Annotated in this window: 21 protein-coding genes; 5 read left to right on the top strand and 16 right to left on the bottom strand. The window is 63.7% G+C overall.

Annotation, left to right across the window (positions count from 1 at the left end; translation table 11 throughout):
• Positions 1 to 18 precede the first annotated feature (18 nt).
• On the bottom strand, positions 19 to 210 hold the full coding sequence (locus HUK73_RS09075; protein WP_176591609.1) for a YezD family protein: 192 nt from the start codon (positions 208 to 210) through the stop codon (positions 19 to 21).
• 100 nt (positions 211 to 310) lie between these two features.
• A complete protein-coding gene (locus HUK73_RS09070) occupies positions 311 to 979 on the bottom strand; it encodes an alpha/beta hydrolase (protein ID WP_176591608.1) in 669 nt (222 codons plus the stop codon).
• A gap of 302 nt (positions 980 to 1,281) precedes the next feature.
• Between HUK73_RS09070 and HUK73_RS09065 the strand changes: the two genes are divergently transcribed.
• Positions 1,282 to 1,713, top strand: a complete 432-nt coding sequence (locus HUK73_RS09065) for an OsmC family protein (RefSeq protein ID WP_176591607.1) — start codon at positions 1,282 to 1,284, stop codon at positions 1,711 to 1,713.
• Here HUK73_RS09065 and HUK73_RS09060 read toward each other — a convergent pair.
• The 11 genes from HUK73_RS09060 to HUK73_RS09010 all read right to left on the bottom strand — a co-directional run bounded on the left by HUK73_RS09060 (position 1,702) and on the right by HUK73_RS09010 (position 14,186).
• Entirely contained in the window at positions 1,702 to 2,610 is a 909-nt protein-coding gene (locus tag HUK73_RS09060; protein ID WP_176591606.1) for a DMT family transporter, read from the bottom strand. The genes HUK73_RS09065 and HUK73_RS09060 overlap by 12 nt on opposite strands.
• A gap of 37 nt (positions 2,611 to 2,647) precedes the next feature.
• Positions 2,648 to 4,174, bottom strand: a complete 1,527-nt coding sequence (locus tag HUK73_RS09055) for a CpaF family protein (RefSeq protein ID WP_176591605.1) — start codon at positions 4,172 to 4,174, stop codon at positions 2,648 to 2,650.
• A 71-nt stretch (positions 4,175 to 4,245) separates the two neighbouring features.
• Complete coding sequence (locus HUK73_RS09050) at positions 4,246 to 4,818, bottom strand: hypothetical protein (protein ID WP_255326231.1); 573 nt, start codon at positions 4,816 to 4,818, stop codon at positions 4,246 to 4,248.
• On the bottom strand, positions 4,815 to 6,794 hold the full coding sequence (locus HUK73_RS09045) for a hypothetical protein (protein ID WP_176591604.1): 1,980 nt from the start codon (positions 6,792 to 6,794) through the stop codon (positions 4,815 to 4,817). The genes HUK73_RS09050 and HUK73_RS09045 overlap by 4 nt, the downstream gene beginning before the upstream one ends.
• A 122-nt stretch (positions 6,795 to 6,916) precedes the next feature.
• The gene (locus tag HUK73_RS09040; protein ID WP_176591603.1) at positions 6,917 to 7,171 is read right to left on the bottom strand and encodes an ATP synthase F1 subunit epsilon; all 255 of its coding nucleotides are present in this window, start codon (positions 7,169 to 7,171) and stop codon (positions 6,917 to 6,919) included.
• Positions 7,172 to 7,226: 55 nt separating this feature from the next.
• Positions 7,227 to 8,672: a F0F1 ATP synthase subunit beta gene (gene atpD, locus HUK73_RS09035; RefSeq protein WP_066558844.1), complete on the bottom strand. Its 1,446-nt coding sequence runs from the start codon at positions 8,670 to 8,672 to the stop codon at positions 7,227 to 7,229.
• Between the two features lie 21 nt (positions 8,673 to 8,693).
• Positions 8,694 to 9,578 carry a F0F1 ATP synthase subunit gamma gene (locus HUK73_RS09030; RefSeq protein WP_176591602.1) on the bottom strand — a complete coding sequence of 295 codons (885 nt, stop codon included), beginning with the start codon at positions 9,576 to 9,578 and terminating at the stop codon, positions 8,694 to 8,696.
• 3 nt (positions 9,579 to 9,581) lie between these two features.
• Positions 9,582 to 10,208 carry a LysE family translocator gene (locus tag HUK73_RS09025; protein ID WP_176591601.1) on the bottom strand — a complete coding sequence of 209 codons (627 nt, stop codon included), beginning with the start codon at positions 10,206 to 10,208 and terminating at the stop codon, positions 9,582 to 9,584.
• A gap of 151 nt (positions 10,209 to 10,359) precedes the next feature.
• Positions 10,360 to 11,889 (bottom strand): F0F1 ATP synthase subunit alpha, encoded by a 1,530-nt coding sequence (atpA, locus tag HUK73_RS09020; RefSeq protein WP_176591600.1) that lies wholly within the window; start codon positions 11,887 to 11,889, stop codon positions 10,360 to 10,362.
• A gap of 10 nt (positions 11,890 to 11,899) precedes the next feature.
• Complete coding sequence (locus HUK73_RS09015) at positions 11,900 to 12,454, bottom strand: F0F1 ATP synthase subunit delta (RefSeq protein WP_176591599.1); 555 nt, start codon at positions 12,452 to 12,454, stop codon at positions 11,900 to 11,902.
• Between the two features lie 184 nt (positions 12,455 to 12,638).
• Positions 12,639 to 14,186 carry a trypsin-like peptidase domain-containing protein gene (locus HUK73_RS09010; RefSeq protein WP_176591598.1) on the bottom strand — a complete coding sequence of 516 codons (1,548 nt, stop codon included), beginning with the start codon at positions 14,184 to 14,186 and terminating at the stop codon, positions 12,639 to 12,641.
• A 116-nt stretch (positions 14,187 to 14,302) separates the two neighbouring features.
• On the opposite strand from HUK73_RS09010, the gene ada reads away from it, so the two are divergent.
• Both ada and HUK73_RS09000 read left to right on the top strand, forming a co-directional pair.
• Entirely contained in the window at positions 14,303 to 15,364 is a 1,062-nt protein-coding gene (gene ada, locus HUK73_RS09005; RefSeq protein ID WP_176591597.1) for a bifunctional DNA-binding transcriptional regulator/O6-methylguanine-DNA methyltransferase Ada, read from the top strand.
• Between the two features lie 39 nt (positions 15,365 to 15,403).
• Positions 15,404 to 16,942: a hypothetical protein gene (locus tag HUK73_RS09000; RefSeq protein WP_255326230.1), complete on the top strand. Its 1,539-nt coding sequence runs from the start codon at positions 15,404 to 15,406 to the stop codon at positions 16,940 to 16,942.
• Here the strand turns inward: HUK73_RS09000 and HUK73_RS08995 are convergent.
• The 3 genes from HUK73_RS08995 to HUK73_RS08985 are packed head-to-tail and all read right to left on the bottom strand — an operon-like array spanning position 16,911 to position 19,941.
• Positions 16,911 to 17,066 carry a DUF1289 domain-containing protein gene (locus HUK73_RS08995; protein WP_176591596.1) on the bottom strand — a complete coding sequence of 52 codons (156 nt, stop codon included), beginning with the start codon at positions 17,064 to 17,066 and terminating at the stop codon, positions 16,911 to 16,913. The genes HUK73_RS09000 and HUK73_RS08995 overlap by 32 nt on opposite strands.
• Positions 17,066 to 19,237, bottom strand: a complete 2,172-nt coding sequence (locus HUK73_RS08990; protein WP_176591595.1) for a primosomal protein N' — start codon at positions 19,235 to 19,237, stop codon at positions 17,066 to 17,068. Before HUK73_RS08990 ends, HUK73_RS08995 begins: the two co-directional genes overlap by 1 nt.
• A 38-nt stretch (positions 19,238 to 19,275) precedes the next feature.
• Positions 19,276 to 19,941, bottom strand: coding sequence for a DUF2490 domain-containing protein (locus HUK73_RS08985; RefSeq protein ID WP_176591594.1), 666 nt, complete (start codon positions 19,939 to 19,941; stop codon positions 19,276 to 19,278).
• A gap of 144 nt (positions 19,942 to 20,085) precedes the next feature.
• Between HUK73_RS08985 and fsa the strand changes: the two genes are divergently transcribed.
• Both fsa and HUK73_RS08975 read left to right on the top strand, forming a co-directional pair.
• Entirely contained in the window at positions 20,086 to 20,739 is a 654-nt protein-coding gene (gene fsa / locus HUK73_RS08980; RefSeq protein WP_176591593.1) for a fructose-6-phosphate aldolase, read from the top strand.
• Between the two features lie 98 nt (positions 20,740 to 20,837).
• Complete coding sequence (locus HUK73_RS08975) at positions 20,838 to 21,164, top strand: antibiotic biosynthesis monooxygenase (RefSeq protein WP_176591592.1); 327 nt, start codon at positions 20,838 to 20,840, stop codon at positions 21,162 to 21,164.
• Positions 21,165 to 21,243 lie beyond the last annotated feature (79 nt).

Raw genomic sequence — 21,243 nt, 5'->3', positions numbered from 1 at the left:
CCCCCTTCGCGACCCCGTTCAGGCGGTCAGGCGCGTTTTTTCGGTGACGTCGATCTGCACCACGCGGGCGTCATGCACGGTCAGCGTGACAGATCCGAAACGCAGCGCCTCCAACACGCTGCGCACCTTGTCGATGCTGAGCGCGATGTCGTGGCGCGGCCCGTCGCTGCGGCCGTTGCGGGTAAATTCTATCGAACGGTTTTCACTCATAAGCACCTCTTCGCCGCTCTTTATCTCAACTGTATCAGTAGACAAAAAAGCAAATATAAGGGGCGCTCAAGTTTCTCTTGTTGCGCCCTTGATGAAAAGTTCAGCCGTGGACCCGCAGCGCGGCCAATCGTCGGTCCTGATGGGTCAGCGGAATGGCGGGCCGTAACTGGCGCATCGCAGAGGCCTGCTCATGCGCATTGTCGATCAGCTTTTCCAGCAACGCCTGGCCGAAACGCCACTCACCCAGTCCGGATTCCGCATTGATATGGCCGCAAAAGCCGGCGTCGACGAAGCTGCTGCCCCAATTCTTGCCGATGCTGTGGGCCCGTTCGAAGAAGATATAGGGATCGTTGCGGCTTGCCACGACGATCGACGGGAAGGGCAGTTGCGCGCGGGGCGTGGGGCCGAAGCCGCCGATCGTCTCGGGCGTTTCCATCCGGTCGCAGTCGGGTGGTGCGACCAGCAGCGCGCCCGTCACGGGCCAGCCATAGGCCTGGCTTTGCAGGGCGCCCCACCAGGCGACCGCAAGGCAGCCCAGGCTGTGCGCGGCCAAGATGATCGGGCCATCGGCCCGCCGGATCGCGGCGTCCAGACGCGTGACCCAACTGTTCCGGCTGGGGCTGGCCCAACTGCCCAGATCGACGCGATCGCAATCGCCCCGTGTTTCTTCCCAAAGGGTCTGCCAATGGCCCGGACCGCTGTTGTTGAGGCCCGGAATGGTCAGCACGACTGGTTGGCGCGCGTCACCTGAATGTCCGAATCGCTCCATGGTCTCATCCTCGTCCTTATCGAGGGACAGAGATAATTCTATTTATTAAGTAGACAATGGGTAAGCGACAAAATGTGTCGGAATCTAGGCAGTCCGATTCATCTGGCGTTCATGTTAAAGGGGCACGCCGAACCCTGTCCAGCGTCCTCTTTCTAAGCGATTGAAAAGCTTGCATAATGGCGGGTAAGGCCATGATTTTCCACAGCCTTGTCGTTCATTGTCACGCTCTTGCGCAATTTCGCCTTATGCTGGTGAAACCGAGGGGAACCGGCGGGGTTTCTCCGGGAATCAGGAGGACGGACATGAAGATCAATCGCAGCGGTTCAGCCGTGTGGAGTGGTGGCCTCAAGGACGGCAAGGGGGCGATCTCGACCCAGAGCGGCGCGCTGGATGCGCATCCTTATGGTTTTGCGATGCGTTTCGAAGGGGTGCCGGGCAGTAATCCGGAAGAACTGATCGCGGCGGCCCATGCCTCCTGCTTCACCATGGCATTGTCGCTGATTCTGGGCGAGGCGGGGCTGACGGCGGAAAAGATGGAAACCAACGCCGTCGTGACGCTGGAACAGAAGGATGGGGGCTTTGCCATCACCGCCAGCAAGCTCAGCCTGAAGGCGACCGTTCCCGGTGCCGACGATGCGCAGTTTCAGGAGCTGGCCGCCAAGGCGAAGGGAAATTGCCCGGTGTCCAAGCTGTTGAACGCGGAAATCAGCCTCGACGCAGAGCTATTGGGCTGATGCGGGTCGCCTGGCGCGGACATGTTCCCGCCAGGCGATATAGAGACCGCTGGCGATGATGAGCGCGGCGCCGATCCACGTCGTGCTCATCGGCCAGTCGCCCCAGATCGCCCAGCCCAGCAAGGTGGTCCAGATGATCGTGCTATAGTCCATCGGCAGCACCACAGATACCGGCGCCCAGCGGAGCGCGGCGGTGAGGCAGATCTGGGCGATGCCGCCGACCACGCCGATCAGCAGCAACAGGCCCCATGTGACGGGATCATGGGACTGGCCGTAGAACAGCATGCCGACGGCCAGCGGCGGAACCGAAAGCAGGGTGAACCAGAAGACGATCACCCCGGCATTTTCCGTGCGGCCCAGTTCCCGCAGGACCAGGCTGACGCTGGCGGTGACGAAGGCGGCGACAATGGCGACCGCGACTCCGATCGCGGGGAAATGGCCGGCATCCGGGCGGACCATGATCAGCACCCCCAGAAAGCCGATCAGCACGGCGCTCCAGCGGTGGATGCCGGTCGCTTCGCGCAGGATCAGCGCGGACAATATGGTGCCGAAAATCGGCATGGTGAAGCCAATGGACGCGGCCTCGGCAGGGGGCAGCAGGATATAGGACAGGAAATTCAACGCCATGCCGGTCAGGCCGATGGCCATGCGGGTCGCGTGAACGCCGATCCGCCGGGTGCGGATCGACCCGATGCCGGTGGTCGATGCGATCCAGGCGAACACCACCGGCAGCGCCAGCGCCTGCCGATAGAAGAGCGATTCGATCACATGCACGCCGCGCGCATCGGCCAGCCTGACCGTCACGAACATGATCGACAGGCAGATCACCGCGATCAGCCGCAGGGCGATGGCGTAAAGCGGGCGATGGGGGCGATTGTGGGAAGGGACGGGCGACACGCGCCCGCCTTAGAGCAGTGGCGGGATCAGGCAAGCTTTACAGGCAGGCTTCCAGAAACGGCTGATCGAAGCCGAACTGCCGCGCCTTGTCCAGCGTGTAGGGACGCAGGCCCATGGAGCGATATTCGCCGATGATCTTCCCGCTGTCATCCTCATCATGATATTCGAACTTGAACAGTTCCTGCGTGACGATGACGTCGCCCTCCATGCCGATCACTTCGGTCACATTGGTGACGCGGCGCGAACCGTCGCGCAGGCGTTTCACCTGCACGATCAGGTCGACCGAATCGGCGATCTGTTTGGAAATGGCTTCCTTGGGAATCTTGATGTCGCCCATCAGGATCATATTCTCCATACGGCCGAGGCATTCGCGCGGGCTGTTGGAGTGGAGCGTACACATGGAGCCGTCATGGCCCGTGTTCATCGCGGCGAGCAGGTCGAAACATTCCGCGCCACGAATTTCGCCCAGGATGATGCGGTCGGGACGCATACGCAGGGCGTTCTTCACAAGGTCGCCGATGGTGATTGCGCCCTGACCCTCCAGGTTCGGCGGGCGGGTTTCCAGCGGCAGCCAGTGCGGCTGTTGCAGGCGAAGTTCGGCCGCGTCCTCGATGGTCAGCACACGCTCGCCCGGATCGATCATCTTCGACAGGGCGTTGAGCATGGTGGTTTTGCCCGAACCCGTACCGCCTGAAATCACGATGTTGAAGCGGCAGGCGCCCGCGATCTTGAGCGCGGTGCACATCTTCTGGCTCATCGCGCCCCATTGGGCCAGCATGTCCAGCGTGATCGGCTTGGCCGAAAATTTACGGATCGAGATGGCGGTGCCGCGCAGCGAGAGCGGCGGCACGATCACGTTCACGCGGCTACCGTCGGGCAGGCGGGCGTCGGCCAGCGGCGTCGTCTGGTCGACGCGCCGGCCAACCTTGTTCACGATGCGCTGGGCGATCTGGAACAGATGCTCCTCGTCCCGGAACTTGATCGGCGCGATCTGGAGCTTGCCCTTCTTTTCGATATAGGTCTGCTCCGGACCATTGACCATGATGTCGCTGACATCCGGGTCGGACAGCAGTTCCTCCAGCGGGCCCAGGCCCAGCAACTCGTCCACCAGCACCTTCTCCAGCGCGAACTGTTCGCGCCGGTTGAGGGTGAGCTTCAGTTCCGCCAGCACTTCCATGATGATCGGCCGGAATTCCTCGGCCAGTTCATCCTTGGTCAGCGTTGCGGCGGCTTCGGGATCGACACGCTCCAGCAGGCGGGGAAGAACCTGCTCCTTGATCGTGTGGACCGACGCTTCGAAGCCCTGCGGCCCGGCATCGGGCGCATGTTCGGCATTGGCGCGCTCCGACAGGCGCTGCATCGCGTCGGCATTGCGCTGCATCTGGCCGGTGGGCGCGGACAGCGGGTCGATGGGCGCTTCCGTGGGCAGGGCCGTCATGTCCAGCGGCGGGAATTGTTCTCCGCCCTTGACTTCTTCGCGCGGTGCGCCGCCCTGCATCGGCCGGGCAATGCCAAAGGCTGGCTTGATGCCGGCAGGTCCGTTCTTCCGTCCAAACGCGCTCATAATTCTCCGCCGAAATGATCTGGATCAGCTGTGGCTGCAAAGGTGAATAAGGTGGAAACTTTGATAAATGGCTAATGGCGCGGAGCCGGGGTCGCCGTGACGAAGCGTGGATCGGCGCCGAACCAGCCGCCGATTGTCCTTCCGCTTTCCAGCAGGCGCCGGCCTTGCGGGGTGATGTGGATGCGTCCCTGCTCGACGCGGATGGTGCCGGACAGTTGCTGCTCCGCGATGCGCCGATCGATCTGGTGCATGTCGCCCAGATATTGGCGGATGAAGAGTTGCTCCAGCATCGCCGTGTCGAGTTCGCCGTCATGCTGCTCGATCCGCGCGAGCAGGAAGGTGGTGATCGATCGGTCGAAGGTCACGGGAAAGGTGATAAGGAAGCAGAGGTTGAAGGAGAGGGAGAGGGCGACGCCGCCGACCAGCGTTGCCGGATCGAGCTGCATCCGGGGGCGGAGCATCAGGCCCGCGAGCAGCAACAGCAGCGCCGTGACCGCCGCGATGGCGATGCCTCGGTAGAAAAGAATGCCGACAGCGCCCAGCAGGGGACTGCGGATGAGGGCGATATACAGGATGAAGCCCGCCGTGAGGGTCAGCCCATAGGCAAGAAGCAGTGTGGCGAGGGAATGAAGAAGCGCTCTCATCGCGACGCCGCTTTCGGTACCGGCGCGATGCAGATCAGCTTTGAGCGGTAGACGCAGGGGAAGGCGGCGGGCGGCCCACCCTGAAGGCGCCACACCGGATCGCGTACGGTGAAGAGCAGATAGTCGATATGGGCCTGCCGGGCACGTCGGATGATGTTCGGCGGCGGCAGCGGGCGGTTGTAGATGGGCTTGAGCAGGGCCATGCGATCAGCGGTCGTCTGCGCGCCGGAACCGAACAGATTGGCCTGTTCGTCAGCCACGGCGGGCCAGTGACGGCCGTACAGGCCGAAATCGAGGACGCGCTGTGTTATGGCTGGATTATGTTGGAGGATCGCGCCTGCGGGCAGATGCTTGTCCGCCCAGCCATAGGCCGTGCGGAGCGCATAGGCGGTAGGCGGCGAGTTGTTGACCTCAATCGGCCGTACCGGAAATAACGGCGGACGGATGAGCCGCATGCCGAACAGATCCCAGGCTGTGCCTGCCGATCCCAGGATCAGCAGGATCAATGCCAATGGATGAAGCTTGCGGAAGGATGGAATGCTTTGACCGAGCCGCAATGTGTAGATCAGCACGGCCGTTACGGGAAAGAGGACGGCGCGCCAGCCCAGATCATTGTTGATGATGACGGATTTGACGAAGCTGGCGATCAGCAAGGATGTGATCGTGCTCCACAGCAGCAGCTGGCGGACGGCGAGGCCCTGATCGCTGGGGCGTCTGCGCGTGCGCCAGTAGAGATAGGTGCCGATGGCGCAAATGCCGAATTCCATGCCGTAGTTCAATGGGAGGAGGATCAGGCACCAGAGCTGTTGTTGCCATGTATCGCCCGCGAATATCACGGTGAAGAAGCGCACGCCGAAAGCGACGGGAAAGGCCTCCGGCGCGCGGCCATGCAGAATGTCGTGCAGTTGCGGCAATGACAGGATGAGCGCGACGGAGCCCGCCAGAGGCAGGATGAAGTCGCGCCGAGGGAGGCGGACCAGGGTCCAGACCACCAGCATCGGCGCGATGGTGAGGGCGATCCAGACGGACTCGCCGAACATGGTGGCGAAGGCCGCGCCTGCTGCCATGCCGAGCCACAGTCGTGCCTGGCCGCGTACCGTGTCCGCGCGGGTGACGAGCAACATCCCGACCCACGCCGCGATCATGGCCGACACATGATGCGGCACCCACAGGACGGACGTGCCAAGCATGCGGATTTCGGTGTTCCAGCTATCCAGTTCCGGCTCGATCCGGTGGATGACCATGTAGCGCAGCGCCATGAACAACAGGTCGGCCCCCGCCACGAAGCAGAGTAGGATGGCGATCAGTAGCAGGCGGCGGTCACGGCCGGGCCGGATGAAGGCCGCATCGGCGGCGATCCGCCAGACCAGCGCTATGACGCCGAAGCCGGTCCAATAGACCGTTCCGCTAAAGGCCATGCGGGCATTGATAGCCTCTCCGCCCAGCCATTTGATCGCTGCGGGCCAGACGTAGAAATAATGATAATAGCCGGCCATGCCGTCGCGGGCGAAGAATGGGTCGGAGAAGGGAATGCCTTCGCGGACGATCTGCTCGACCACGGTGGCGTGCTTGACCATGTCGAGTACGATCAGACTTTGGTAGAGCCGATGGTCGATGTCGACGTCGATGATGCTCCAGGCGCAGATGAGCCACCAAAGCAACGCGAGCAGGAGGAAAGGGGCAATGGAACTGTTCCGGTCCATCCCCTTGAACAAGGACAAGCCCCAAAGCGCCAGTGTGCCGTTCAGCGCGAGCATGCCGGGGATGCCGGCCACCCGGATGATGAGCGTGTCGAACACCGGCAGGATCGTAAGGCCCAACAACATGGCCCAGCCCACGCGCTGCCAAAAGCTTTCGATCCCGAGGCCTGCCCGGCTGAGTAAACGGACCAGCCCAAGGCCTGGCAAATACAAGACCAGCGGCGCCAGCAGCGCGGCGAGGGCAAGGCCCGCAAGGTCTTGGAACATATAGGACATGGAGACTCCCAAACTGAGCCTCCGATTAGCGGGCCAAGGTTAAGGAGCTGCTAACCAAAGGGGCCGCGTTCCGATGTGGAACGCAGCCCCTTGTCTGATTTAGAGCGGGTTGCCCGGGCCTGTCAGCCGGCATGCTCCGCAAGGACGGTCAGGCCCTTTTCATTCACTTCCGCAAAGCCGCCCCGGACCGGGATGACTTCCGGCGCGCTGCCGGCGTTGGCGAAAATCTGGATCGCGCCGTCGCGGACGGTCGACATGAAGGGCGCGTGGCCTTCCAGCACGCCGAAGTCGCCATCGGTGCCGGGGACGACCACCTGATAGACCTCTTCCGAGCGGACGAGCTTTTCCGGGGTCACGAGTTCGAAATGCAGTGCCATTCTTCGAAAGTCCTAAATCCCCTCCCCAAACGGGGGAGGGGTGTATGAGCGTTGATCAGGCGGCTTCCGCAGCCAGCTTCTTCGCCTTTTCAATGGCTTCGTCGATGCCGCCGACCATGTAGAAGGCGTTTTCGGGCAGATGGTCATATTCGCCTTCGACCACGGCCTTGAACGACTTCACCGTGTCTTCGATCTGGACGAACTTGCCCGAGATGCCGGTGAAGACTTCGGCGACGTGGAAGGGCTGCGACAGGAACTTCTGGATCTTGCGGGCGCGGGCGACGGTCAGCTTGTCCTCTTCCGACAGCTCGTCCATGCCCAGGATCGCGATGATGTCCTGAAGCGACTTGTACTTCTGCAGGATCGCCTGAACCGCACGGGCGGTTTCATAGTGCTCCTGACCGACGACGCGGGGTTCCAGAACGCGGCTGGTCGAGTCCAGCGGGTCGACCGCCGGATAAATGCCCAGTTCCGAAATGGCGCGGTTGAGAACGGTGGTGGCGTCCAAGTGCGCGAAGCTGGTCGCAGGCGCCGGGTCGGTCAAGTCGTCCGCGGGGACGTACACGGCCTGAACCGAGGTGATCGAACCCTTGTTGGTCGAGGTGATGCGCTCCTGAAGGGCGCCCATGTCGGTGGCGAGGGTCGGCTGATAGCCCACGGCCGAAGGAATACGGCCGAGCAGAGCCGACACTTCCGCGCCCGCCTGGGTGAAGCGGAAGATGTTGTCGACGAAGAACAGCACGTCCTGGCCTTCCTGATCGCGGAAATATTCCGCGATGGTCAGGCCCGACAGGGCGACGCGTGCGCGGGCGCCCGGCGGCTCGTTCATCTGGCCGTAAACCAGCGCCACCTTCGATCCTTCGCTGATCGCGTTGCCATCGGCGTCCTTGGCGATAACGCCCGCGTCGAGGAATTCGTGATAGAGGTCGTTGCCCTCGCGGGTCCGCTCACCGACGCCCGCGAACACGGAGGTGCCGCCATGGCCCTTCGCGATGTTGTTGATCAGTTCTTGGATGAGCACGGTCTTGCCGACGCCCGCGCCGCCGAACAGGCCGATCTTGCCGCCCTTTGCATAGGGGGCGAGAAGGTCGATGACTTTGATGCCGGTGACGAGGATCGACGCGTCGGTCGACTGGTCGACGAACTCAGGCGCCTTGGCGTGGATCGGAGCGGAGAGGGTGGTTTCCACCGGGCCGCGCTCGTCGATCGGTTCGCCGACGACGTTCAGGATGCGGCCGAGCGTGGCCGGGCCGACGGGAACGCGGATCTGCGCGCCGGTGTCGGTGACTTCCTGACCGCGGGTCAGACCGTCGGTCGAGTCCATCGCGATGGTGCGGACGGTGTTCTCACCCAGATGCTGGGCGACTTCCAGCACCAGGCGCTGGCCGTTGTTGCTGGTTTCCAGTGCCGAGAGAATGAACGGCACCGCATCGGGAAAGGTCACGTCGACGACAGCGCCGATGACCTGCGAGATGCGGCCTACATTGTTGGTGGTTGCCATGACTACTGTCCTTGCCTGCACTTAAAGGGCTTCGGCGCCCGAGATGATTTCGACGAGTTCGGTGGTGATCGCGGCCTGACGGCTGCGGTTGTACTGAATGGTCAGCTTGTTGATGAGGTCGCCGGCATTGCGGGTCGCATTGTCCATGGCGGTCATCGATGCGCCCTGTTCGGACGCGTTGTTTTCCAGCAGTGCCTTGAAGATCTGCACCGTGACGTTGCGCGGCAGCAGGTCGTCGAGGATCGCTTCCTCGCTCGGCTCATATTCCACGGTCGCGCCGATGGCGTTGCGGTCGGCGTCTTCGGGAATCCTGACCGGAATGATCTGCTGTTCGGTCGGGATCTGGGCGAGGGCCGACTTGAAGCGCGAGAAGAAGAGATGCGCGACGTCGAACTTGCCGTTCAGATACATTTGCGTCAGCTCATGCGCGATTTCTTCGGCCTGGGCGTAGCCGGGTTCCTTGGCGCCCGTAGTGTCGAACTGGGCGACGATCATGCCGGGGAAGGTGCGGTTGATCACCGGGCGGCCCTTGCGGCCGATCAGGTAGAAACGGACGGTCTTGCCCTGCTGGATCAGCTCATCGGCCTTGGCCCGAGCGGCCTTGACGATGTTCGCGTTGAACGCGCCGGCCAGACCACGGTCCGAGTTGGCGACGACCAGCAGATGAACCTCATCCTTGCCGGTGCCGGCGAGCAGTGGGGAGGCGCCTTCGCCCGAACCGCCCGCGATCTTCGACGCGAGGCTGGCGACGACCGCTTCCAGGCGGCTGGAGTAGGGGCGGGCGGCTTCGGCAGCGGCCTGCGCCTTGCGCAGCTTGGCCGCGGCGACCATCTGCTTCGCCTTGGTGATCTTCTGGGTCGACTTCACCGACCCGATGCGCAGCTTCAGTTCCTTGAGGCTAGCCATAGTTCAAACATTCCGAGCAAGGGCCAGACGGCCCGCGAGACCAAAGAAACCGACGCCCATGGCGCCTTCGAACCAGCGCATCGCGCTGCTCTGACCCACTTTGCGGCCTGCCTTGGTGGCAAGCACGGCCAGCAGGGCGCACCAGAAGAAGCCCAGCACATAGACGATCGCGATCAGCAACATGCCCTGATAGGGCGCTTGCTGACCCGTGCCGACGAATTGCGGCAGCGCGGCGAGGAAGAAGATCGCGACCTTCGGGTTCAGCACGGTGCTGATGAACCCCTGGGTGAAGGGCGATCCGCCAATCCGCAGGCCGGGGGCTTCCGTCGCGGGCGAGGGCTTCACAGCGCCACGCAGCATCGAAAGACCCAGCCATGCGAGGTAGATGGCGCCCGCAATCTTCACGGCCATAAACAGCCCCGGCACTGCGTTCAGGACGCTCAGAAAGCCGAAGCCACAGAGCGCCATGTAGGTGAGGCCGCCGAGCTGGATGCCGCCGATCGCCGCCATTCCTGCCTTCAGCCCACGGCGCGCCGCGTGACCGGCCACCAACATGGTGTCCGGTCCCGGCAGCAGCACCAGACCGATCGACATTACGGTCCAGGCAAGGAGGGAATGGGTGGTCAGCATTGTCGCAGCTTCGTTCTTCCTTTTTTCCGTCATCCCCGCGGAGGCGGGGATCCATCTCCCTTGCGTTGCGTTTTGGGCGCTCGGTCAGGAGATGGGTTCCCGCGTTGACCTTCGGTCGCCCTTCGGGTCGCGGGAATGACGGGGTTGTGCGTTAGGCGAAGGTCTTGCCGAACGAGTCCAGCGCGGCCTTCAGCTTCGCCTTGGGCTCGTCGCCCAGATCCTTGCTGTCGCGGATCGCGGCGAGGACATCGGCATGGTCGTGACGCAGATAGGCGAGCATCAGTTCTTCATAACGCGTCACATCCTTGACCGGGATGCCGTCCAGATAACCGCTGGTGCCCGCGAAGATCGACGCGGTCTGCTCTTCGAAGGGCAGCGGCGAGAACTGGGCCTGCTTCAGCAGTTCAGTGAGGCGCGCACCACGGTTCAGCAGCTTCTGGGTCGAAGCGTCGAGGTCCGAACCGAACTGGGCGAAGGCCGCCATTTCGCGATACTGGGCCAGCTCCAGCTTGATCGAGCCGGAAACCTTCTTCATCGCCTTGGTCTGTGCGGCCGAGCCGACGCGCGAAACCGACAGACCCACGTTAATGGCCGGACGGATGCCCTGATAGAAGAGGTTGGTTTCGAGGAAGATCTGGCCGTCGGTGATCGAGATCACGTTGGTCGGGATGTAGGCCGACACGTCGCCCGCCTGCGTTTCGATGATCGGCAGCGCGGTCAGCGAACCATTGCCATTGGCGTCGTTCATCTTCGCCGCGCGCTCCAGCAGGCGGCTGTGCAGGTAGAAAACGTCGCCCGGATAGGCTTCGCGGCCCGGAGGACGACGCAGCAGCAGCGACATCTGACGATAGGCGACGGCCTGCTTGGAAAGGTCGTCATACACGATCACGGCGTGCATGCCGTTGTCGCGGAAGAATTCGCCCATGGTGACGCCGGTGTAGGGCGCCAGATACTGGAGCGGAGCGGGCTCCGAAGCGGTCGCGGCGACGACGATCGAATATTCCATCGCGCCATTTTCTTCGAGCTGCTTGACGATCTGCGCGACGGTCGAGCGCTTCTGGCCGACGGCGACGTAGATGCAGTAGAGCTTCTTGCTCTCGTCATCGCCCGCGTTGATGCCCTTCTGGTTGATGAAGGTGTCGATCGCGACGGCGGTCTTGCCGGTCTGGCGGTCGCCGATGATCAGTTCGCGCTGGCCACGGCCGACGGGGACGAGGGCGTCAATGGCCTTGAGGCCGGTCTGCACGGGCTCGTGCACCGACTTGCGGGGAATGATGCCCGGCGCCTTGACTTCCACGCGCTTGCGCTCGCTGTACTGGATCGGGCCCTTGCCGTCGATCGGGTTGCCGAGGCCGTCGACAACGCGGCCCAGCAGGCCCTTGCCGACCGGAACGTCGACGATGGTGCCGGTGCGCTTGACGGTGTCGCCTTCCTTGATCTCGGCGTCCGAGCCGAAGATCACGACGCCGACATTGTCGGCCTCCAGGTTGAGCGCCATGCCCTGCACGCCATTGGCGAACTCGACCATTTCGCCCGCCTGGACGTTGTCGAGGCCATGGACACGGGCGATGCCGTCACCCACGGTCAGCACGGAACCGACTTCGCTCACCTGCGCTTCGGTGCCGAAATTGGCGATCTGGTCCTTGATGACCTTCGAAATTTCTGCGGCGTTGATATCCATGTTCAGCCTTTCAGCCTTTCATCGCGTGGGCGAGACTATTCAAACGGGTGCGGATGGAGGAATCGATCATCTGGCTGCCGATCTTGACGACCAGACCTCCGAGAATTGCAGGATCGACCTTGGTATCGACCGCGACATCGCGGCCGACACGGGCCTTCAGGCTCTTTTGCAGAGCAGTGATCTGGCTGGCGTCGAGCGGGTGGGCGCTCGTCACTTCGGCGCGGGCCTCGCCCTTGTGATTCGACAGCAGCGTCTCATAGGCGCGGATGACCGCGGGCAGCTGCGAGAGGCGGCGGTTCTGGGCGAGCACGCCGAGGAAATTCGTCGTCAGCGCATCGGTTCCCATGGCGGATGCAACAGCGGCAATCGTCTTGCCCGCTGCGTCGCGGCTGAGAACGGGGCTGTTGATCAGGCCCTTGAAATCGGCCGATTCGGCCAATGCTGCCTTAAGCGCCGTCAGGCTCGCTGCGACGGTGTCGAGCGTCTTGCCGTCGCGGGCCAGATCGAACAGCGCCACCGCATAGCGGCCGCTGAGGCTGGCCTGAATACCGCCGGTCGTCTCCACGCGCTTACCGTCCTCCACTTGTTTTGCGGGTCATGCAAAAAGGGGGCGCGGTTCTGTCCGTCCCGGTCCCCTGTTGGGGGGCCGGTTAGCAGTGGGATTGTGACTATGCAAGTCATGGAACGCGATTCGACCGTCAGTATGAAATCATCGCGATTTGACTGAGTTTTTATGACGGCGGAATCGGTTATTGTTGGCCGTCGGGCGGAGCGAGGCGGCCCTTCTGGCAGCGATAGACGATCCGCTCATTGGGCTGGGGCGGCAAAAGGGCGCCAAGATCGGTCTGAAGCGAAGCGATCTGCGCCAGCAGCGCGGAGTCGCTGCCACACCCCTTGATCGGCCCGTTCTTCAGCAGCGCCCGCACCCTGTCCATGCTGTTCAGGTCGGGCAGCCAGCGTTGGACCCGCAAGATGCCGGTGGCGGGATCGAAGCGGCTGACGGTCACGAAATTATGATCGTCGGGCACGCTTGCCCGCTGCCAGCCGGTGCCGGATGACACATATTGGGTGTGACCGTCGACGCAGCCCCCGTCGGCCCAGTTGAACCCGATGTCATTGGGTTCCGACACGGTGAGGCGGCTGCGGCTCAAGTCGACCTTGCAGATATTGTCGCCCGCCCAGGCATAGGCATTGTTGCCGATGACGCTCTTGTCCTCGGGCAGCTTGATGCGCTCGTCGATGCTGGAGAAGCTGGGCTTGAGGAAGAACAGTCCGATCGCGCCGAACAGCAGCACGCCGCCCCCGGCCAGCCACCAGGTCGCGCGTTTTTCCCGGCCCTGGCTGTAGAACAGCCCGCCCGCACCCAGACCCAGAACCGCCATCGCCAGCAGCACGGCGGCGCCCGCCATCGCATTTTCGCGAGCGGAGATCACGTCGCGTTCGGCGGTGTCGCGCGCCTTGTTCATCGCGATTTCGCGGGCGTCGGCGCGGGCGCGTTCGGACTGTTCGCTCCGCGCTTCCTCGCGCTGGGTGAGGGTGGCTTCGGCGGCGTCGGCCTCCGCCATGGAGCGGCAGGGAATCACCGTATGCAGTGAGGACACGCCCGCCTGCCGCAGGAAAGAGGCGACCTCGCGCCAGGATACGGCGAATCCGAACTCGGCATCATTGCCGTCCGACACCGATCCGAAGCTGTTGACGCCCAGCACGCGGCCGCAATCGTCGACCAGCGGGCCGCCGCTATTGCCTGCCGCCAGCGGAGCCGTGTGCAATACCGTGTCGAAGCTCTGGCTGGCCCGCCCGGAGGAGACATTGCCGCTCGTCTTCACCGTGCCCAGCGGTTCGACCATCTGCTTGAGGCCAAGGCCCTGCGCGCGGTCGACCGTGCCGGGATAGCCGATGGCGGTGACATGCTGCCCGTCGCTGACCGCCCCGGCGTAGAAGGTGCTGACCGGCAGGCTCCCTTCCTCCAACTGGATCAGCGCCAGGTCGTTGCCCGGCGAATAGGCGATGATCCGGCCGCCAAAGGTCTTCGTCCCTTCCGAGGGGATGACGCCGATGACGAGATTCTTTTCCTGCCGCGTCAACTCGACCACATGGGCGTTGGTCAGGATCTTGTCGGGGGCGACCGCAAAGCCGCTGCCATGCCCGACGAAATAGGCGTCGGAGCCATTGGTCGCGACCAGCACGACGCGAACCACGCCACGGGCGGCGGCGGCGATATCCTGCTGTTCCGCACGCGCGCTCAGGGGCGCGAGGAGGGCGAGGAGTAGGGCGAGGCGACGGAATAGTGCGACCATGATTTGCGGCATTCATATGCGATGACGGGATTGAGGCAATGCGGAAATATGCGAAACCGCTTTTTGACCGCAAGCATCGGGAAGTATGGCGCCTTCCGGTCGCCTATCCCATATGCATGACCGAGATGAAAGCTATCGAACCCGTGACGCACGCCATGCCGGATGCCGATGCCTGCTGGGACGCCTTTTTGCGTCGGGATCGCGCCTTGGACGGGCGGTTCGTGGGGGCGGTGCTGACCACCGGCATCTATTGCAAGCCGAGCTGCGCCGCGCGCCATCCCAGGCGGGAGAATATGATCTTCCTGGTCGATCCGGAGGCAGCGCGGGCGGCGGGTTTCCGCGCCTGCTTGCGCTGCCGCCCAGACGAGGTGGGGCGCGACCGGTTGGCGGTGGAGGCGGCCATCGCCTTCATCGCCGCCGCCGAAACGCCGCCTTCGCTGGCGGAAATCGCGGAACATGCCGGCTATGCGTCGCATCATTTCCATCGGCTGTTCAAACGGGAAACGGGGATGACGCCCGCCGCCTACGCCCGGTCGCTGCGTACCGAACGGTTGAAAAGCGCTCTGGCGGAGGGAGGCAGCGTCACCGCGGCCATCTATGAAGCGGGCTATAATGCGCCAAGCCGGGCCTATGCCGATGTCGGGCAACATCTGGGCATGACCCCCAGCGCCTGGCGGGACGGGGGCCGGGGTGCGGTGATTCGCCATGCGGTGGTGCCGACCAGCCTTGGCCCTGCGCTGGTGGCCGGAACGGAGCGGGGGCTGTGCCGGATCAGCTTCGACGAAGACGAATCGGACTTGCGCCAACGTTTTCCCAAGGCGGAAATTCTGCCTGCCGATGAGGCGCTTCTTGGCCTGGCGGCGCAGGTCGCGCGGTTGATCGACGATCCGGCCCATGCGCCTGACCTGCCGATGGATGTGTCGGGAACGGCTTTCCAGCAGGCGATTTGGGCGGCGCTCCGCGCCATTCCTGCGGGTGAGACGCGCAGCTATGGCGAAATCGCGGCGGCAATCGGAAGGCCGGGGGCGGTACGGGCCGCCGGGACGGCCTGTGGCGGTAACAATCTGGCGGTATTGATCCCATGTCATCGGGTTTTGCGGAGCGACGGGAGCCTGGGCGGTTACGCCTACGGCACCGAACGCAAGCAAGCCCTGCTGGAGCGGGAACGGCACGATTGAGGCCGCGCTTTTCGCTTTTCTTTCAGCAGGCTGTTCGCCATGAACGCAGCGGGTGTTCAACGCCGTGCAGGGGGTGGCGTGCAGATAAGGGGATTTTGCGCGCTGCTGGCTCTGGCAAGCGCGCTGGCGCTTGTTCCGGGGACGGCGCAGGCGGCGTGGTTGCAGGCGAAGAGCCAGCATTTCACTATTTACAGCGAGAGCGGCGAAGCAAAGCTGCACGAGTTCGCCGAAAAACTGGAAAAATTCGACAGCCTGCTGCGTCAGGTGTCCGGCATCACCGATCCGGACACGGGAAGCCCTGTCAATGTCTATCTGCTGTCGAACGATGGCAAGGTGAAGGCACTGGCGCGCAATCCCAATATCGGGGGTTTCTATAGGACGTCGGATCGCTTCGCCTATGCCGTGCTGGCTCGCGGCTCGAAGATGAGCGAATTTGAGTTCGGCGCCGAAGACATATTGTTCCACGAATATACCCATCACTTCATGCTGCACCATTTTCCGGCGGCGTATCCGGCCTGGTATGTTGAGGGCTTCGCGGAATTCTTCTCGGCCGTGAAATTCCCCAAGGACGGGTCGATCCAATTCGGCCTGATTCCGATGGCGCGGGCGCCCACGCTGGTGCAGGATTCGCCCTATCCGCTGAAGGACCTGTTCGCCCGCGATACGGAGGGGTTGGGGCTGCGCGATGGCGACCGTTATTATGGCACGGCGTGGCTGCTCACCCACTATTATCAGTATAAGGCGGACCGTCGCGCGGAGATCAGCCATTATCTGAAAGATCTGACCGCTGGCGTCCCGGATATGAAGCTGGACGGCTATTTCGCGGGTGGCGTCGATGGGCTGGAAAAGGACCTCAAGGCCTATATGCGTCGTCCGCTGTCCGCATCGCGGCTTGATGCCAAGGCGGTGACGATCGGCGCCATCACGGTCAGCCCGGTCGAACCGGCGCGGGGTGCGCTGATCGAGGATGAATTGCGGCTGATGAATCATCCCCACACCGACGAACTGCCGCAGATCGTGAGTTCCATCCGGGCGACGGCGGCCAAATTCCCGTCAAGCGCTTATGCGCTGGCGCTGCTGGCGGAGGCTGAGTGGCAGGCCGAGGACAAGGATGTCGCGCTGGCCGATGCCGATCGCGCCATTGCCCTCGATCCCGGATTGTCGCGGGCATACAGCACGCGCGCCCGCGTGCTGCTGGAACGGGCGCATGACGATGACCGGGAAGAGGACTGGAAGGCTGCGCGTTCCGCCATCATCAAGGCGAATCGTGCGGATACCGAGGACCCCGTGCCTCTGGCGCTTTTCTATCGCTATCATGCGATGAAGGGCGGGCTCATGCCGCAAATCGGTTATGACGGCTTGGCCAAGGCCTATATGCTGCTGCCGCAAAGCCCGGAATATCGCATGGCCTATGTGCAGGCGCTGGCCTTTCAGGGGCATTATGCCGAGGCGTCCCGGCTGCTTGATCCGTTGGCCTATTCGCCGCACCCCTCCGGGATGCGCGACAGCGCAATGGCGCTGAAGAAACGGCTCGATGCGGAGGCGGTCAAGCGGAAGACAGCCTCAACCGCTCCATGATGGCGCGTCGCTGCGCCTTGCTCATCCCTCGCCAGCGGGCGATCTCATCTGTGGTGCGTCCGCAGCCGGTGCAGACCCGTTTGGCCTTGTCGAGCTTGCAGATATTGACGCAGGGGCTTTCCATCACATGAAGCTGTAGGGGTCGACATCGACCGCTACCCTTGTGCCCGATTTCCACGTCAGATTGCCGAGCCATTCGCGGATCGCGCCCTGCACATCGACCTGCCGCGTCGCGTGGATCAGCAGGCGGTGGCGATGCCGACCGCGCAGCACCGAAAGCGGGGCGGGGGCGGGGCCGTAGACGCGCATCCCCTCGATCAAGGGTGCCGATTTGCCGATCAGGCGGGCGACCTCTGCGGCTTCGTCGGCATCCTCGCTGGAGATGATGATCGCGGCGAAGCGGCCGAAAGGCGGGGCGTTGGCATGGCGGCGATTGGCCGTTTCCACCTCATAGAAACGTTCCGAATCGCCTGCGATCAGCGTCTTGATGACCTCCGCCTCGGGCATGCGGGTCTGGATGAACACGCGGCCCGGCTTCTGCCCGCGCCCTGCGCGGCCCGCCACCTGCACGATCTGCTGGAAAGTGCGTTCCGATGCGCGCAGGTCGCCGCCCTCCAGCCCCAGGTCCGCGTCGATCACGCCGACCAGCGTCAGATTGGGGAAATGATAGCCCTTGGTAATGAGCTGGGTGCCGACGATGATGTCGATGGCGCCTGCCTCGACCGATTTTACGAACTCCGCGACCCTGGCGGGCGACCAGAGCGTGTCCGAGGTGACAATGGCGGTGCGGGCATTGGGCCACAGCGCCTTCACCTCGTCCGCGATGCGTTCGACGCCGGGGCCGCAGGCGACCAGCGAATCCTCCTCCTTGCATTCCGGGCAGAAGCGCGGGGCGGGGATGACATGGCCGCAATGATGGCAGGCGAGGCGATGGGTCAGCCGGTGCTCGACCATCCAGGCGGTGCAATTGGGGCACTGGAAGCGATAGCCGCAATGGCGGCAGAGCGTCAGCGGCGCATAGCCCCGGCGGTTGAGGAAGAGCAGGCTCTGTTCCTCCTTCGCCATATTCTCGTCAATGGCGCGGACCAGCGGCGGGGCGATCCAGCGGCCGCGCTCAGGCGGGTCGGTGAGCAGGTTGACCTCCTCGATCGCGGGCATGGCCGCGCCACCGAAGCGGGAGGGGAGCTTGATTTCCCTGTAGCGGCCCAGTTCCACCTGATGCCGCGTCTCTATGGCGGGGGTGGCCGAGGCGAGGATGACCGGAAATTTCTCGATGAGCCCGCGCATCACGGCCACGTCGCGGGCGTGATAATGCACCCCATCCTCCTGCTTGAAGCTGGCCTCATGCGCTTCATCGACGATGGTGAGGCCCAGATTGGGATAGGGCAGGAACAGCGCCGAGCGCGCCCCGACCACCACCGGCGCTTCCCCGGCGGCGATGGCACGCCAGGCGCGGCGCCGCTCGCTCTGACGCAGGCCGCTGTGCCAGTTGACCGGCACCGTGCCGAAGCGCTTTTCGAAGCGTTCGAGAAAGGGCTCGGTCAGCGCGATTTCGGGCAGCAGCACCAGCACCTGCCGCCCTTCCCGAATGGCGGCGGCGATGGCTTCGAAATAAACCTCCGTCTTGCCCGATCCGGTCACGCCGTCGAGCAGGAAGGGGGCGAAGGCCCGTTCCTTCACGGCCGCGATGAACTGATCGGCGGCGGCCCCCTGTTTGTCGGACAACAGGGGCGGCGCATGGTCGGGATCGGGCATGGGGAAGGGGGTGTCGACATTCACTTCGACCGCTTCGAAGGCGCCTGCTTTGACCAGACCGCGAATCACCGCGTCGCTGACCCCGCCGATCATCGCCAGTTCGCGGATCAGCCCCTGCCGATCGCCAATGCGCTCCATGGCCTGCGCGCGCTGTTCGGTCATGCGGTCCGGCAGATCGCCGGTGGCGCGATATTCGATGACGGTGCGCGCTCCCTCCAGCGCCGCCATCGACGCCAGCGTCATGCGCAATACGGCGGCAATAGGCGCAAGATAATAGTCCGCCGTCCATTCGATCAGGCGGCGCACCGTTTCGGGCACGGGCGGCGCATCGACCAGTCCCACGATATTGCGCAGGCGATTGTCGCCCACCGTCTCGATATCGGGGAAGCTGTCCTCGTCCCACACCACGCCGACAATCTGGCGCGGCCCCAGCGGCGCCACCACGATGCTGCCCGGCTTGACGCTCATCCCGTGCGGCACGCGATAGTCGAGTGGCCCCAGGGCGGCGTTCAGCAGGATGACACGGGCGCGCGAACTCATCGCCCCCTCCCTAATGGCAGGGACGGGGGAGGCAAGCGTCAGATTTTCCAGCTCAACGTCAGCCAGGGAATATGCGCCACCGCATCGGGCTTGCCATCGCGGAAGGTCTGCTGCCGCATATAGAGCAATTGGGCGTCGAGCGCCTTGGTGATCGGATGGCGCAGGCCGATCTGGTTGCGCATGACGGCAAGGCCCAGCTTGTCGCTGGGCTTGGCGCGGTTGAGCTGGAACATCAGTTCGGTGGCCGCGACCAGCGTCCATTGCCTGGCCCTGTCGAGCGGGACCGACGCCTGCACCCGCTGGCGCAACCGCCAGCTCGCCTTGTCGGCGGTGTCGAAGAAGCGTTGCTCGATCCGGGTCCGGGCCAGCCAAATGCCCTTCGCCATCGACAGTTGCTGGAACAGGCGCATTTCCTGCTCGGGACCGGAGTGGAAATAGGCAAAACCCCCGCCGATCTGCACGCCCGTCGCGATGCGATGATCGAGCGAGATGCGCGCGACCTGCTGATCGCCATTGGAACTGTCCTGACGAAAGCGCTGACTGGTGTCGATCAGGACGGTGTCGGCATCGCTTGCCTTGACGATCACCGATTCGGTCATCCACCCTTGGGTTTCGCTGGTTGCGGCGGCGGCGGGGGTGGCGGCGCTCAGTGCGATGAGCAGGGGCGCGTCCCATATAGGACGGGAACGCTGAAGGCGGAGCATCGATCGGTCCTTTGGAAAGGTGCCGCCGTCATAATATTGCGCGGGCGCGTTGGTAAAGCCTCAGCCACCGGCAATAATGGCTAAATCCGCCATCAGCCGCTAAAGGGAGCGCGATTCGCCACCCTCTCCCTTCGGAGCCACGCCATGAAGTTCTTCGTCGACACCGCAGACACCAATGAGATTCGCGACCTCGTCGCCACCGGCCTGCTGGACGGTGTCACCACCAACCCCTCGCTGATCCACAAGTCGGGCCGCAAATTCCTGGAAGTGGTCGAGGAAATCTGTGGGCTGGTCGAAGGCCCGGTGTCGGCCGAAGTCGTCGCGCTCGATCATGAGACGATGATGAAGGAAGCCGCTGTGCTGCGGAAGATCGCGGACAATGTCTGCATCAAGGTGCCGCTGACCATCGACGGCCTCAAGACCTGCAAGGCGCTGACCGGCGAGGGCGTGATGGTGAACGTCACCCTCTGCTTCTCGGCCAATCAGGCGCTGTTGGCGGCCAAGGCGGGCGCGACCTTCATCTCGCCCTTCGTCGGCCGGCATGACGATAATGGCTTCGACGGCATGAAGCTGATCGAGGATATCCGCCTGATCTACGACAATTATGCGTTCGACACCGAAATCCTGGTGGCCAGCGTCCGTCACCCGATCCATGTGCTGGAAGCGGCGAAGATCGGCGCCGATGTCATGACCGCGCCGCCCTCGGTCATCAAGGCGCTGTTCAACCATGTGCTGACGGACAAGGGCATTGCCGGATTCCTCGCCGACTGGGAAAAGACCGGCCAGTCGGTTCTCTGATTTTCATTTCCAAAAAGGGCGCGCGGGGAACCGGGCGCCCTTTTTCTGTCGCAACCTTCCCCGCATCGCATCATTCTCTCCGGTAAAGGAGAGAGCCGATGTTCGTCGCGGTCTATTGGTGGCGGGTCCACCCCGGCAAGGAAGAACAGTTCCGCAAGGCCTGGCGCCGGGGAACCGACCTGATCCGCGAAAAATATGGCAGTTACGGTTCGCGGCTGCATCGCGATGCGGACGGGCGCTTCGTCGGCTATGCCGAATGGCCGGACGAGGCGACCTGGCGCGCGGCCTTCGACCGGAAGATGGTCTATGACGAGCCGGAAACCCGCGCCGCCTTCGTCGATGCCATCGCCGAAGTGCCGCCCGACGCCGATCCCATCTTCACCATGACCGTGACCGACGATCTGCTGCTGCGCGCGCGCGACTGACCAATCGCCCTACCACCTCTGCCCTTCGCGGCTCCCCCGATGCCCTGATGCGCTGGCCGGCACAGCCTTTATCACTGCC

Source organism: Sphingobium sp. EM0848, assembly GCF_013375555.1.
Taxonomy (GTDB): domain Bacteria; phylum Pseudomonadota; class Alphaproteobacteria; order Sphingomonadales; family Sphingomonadaceae; genus Sphingobium.
Note: the sequence above shows the minus strand (reverse complement) of the source record. Positions and strands in the feature narration are given on the sequence as shown.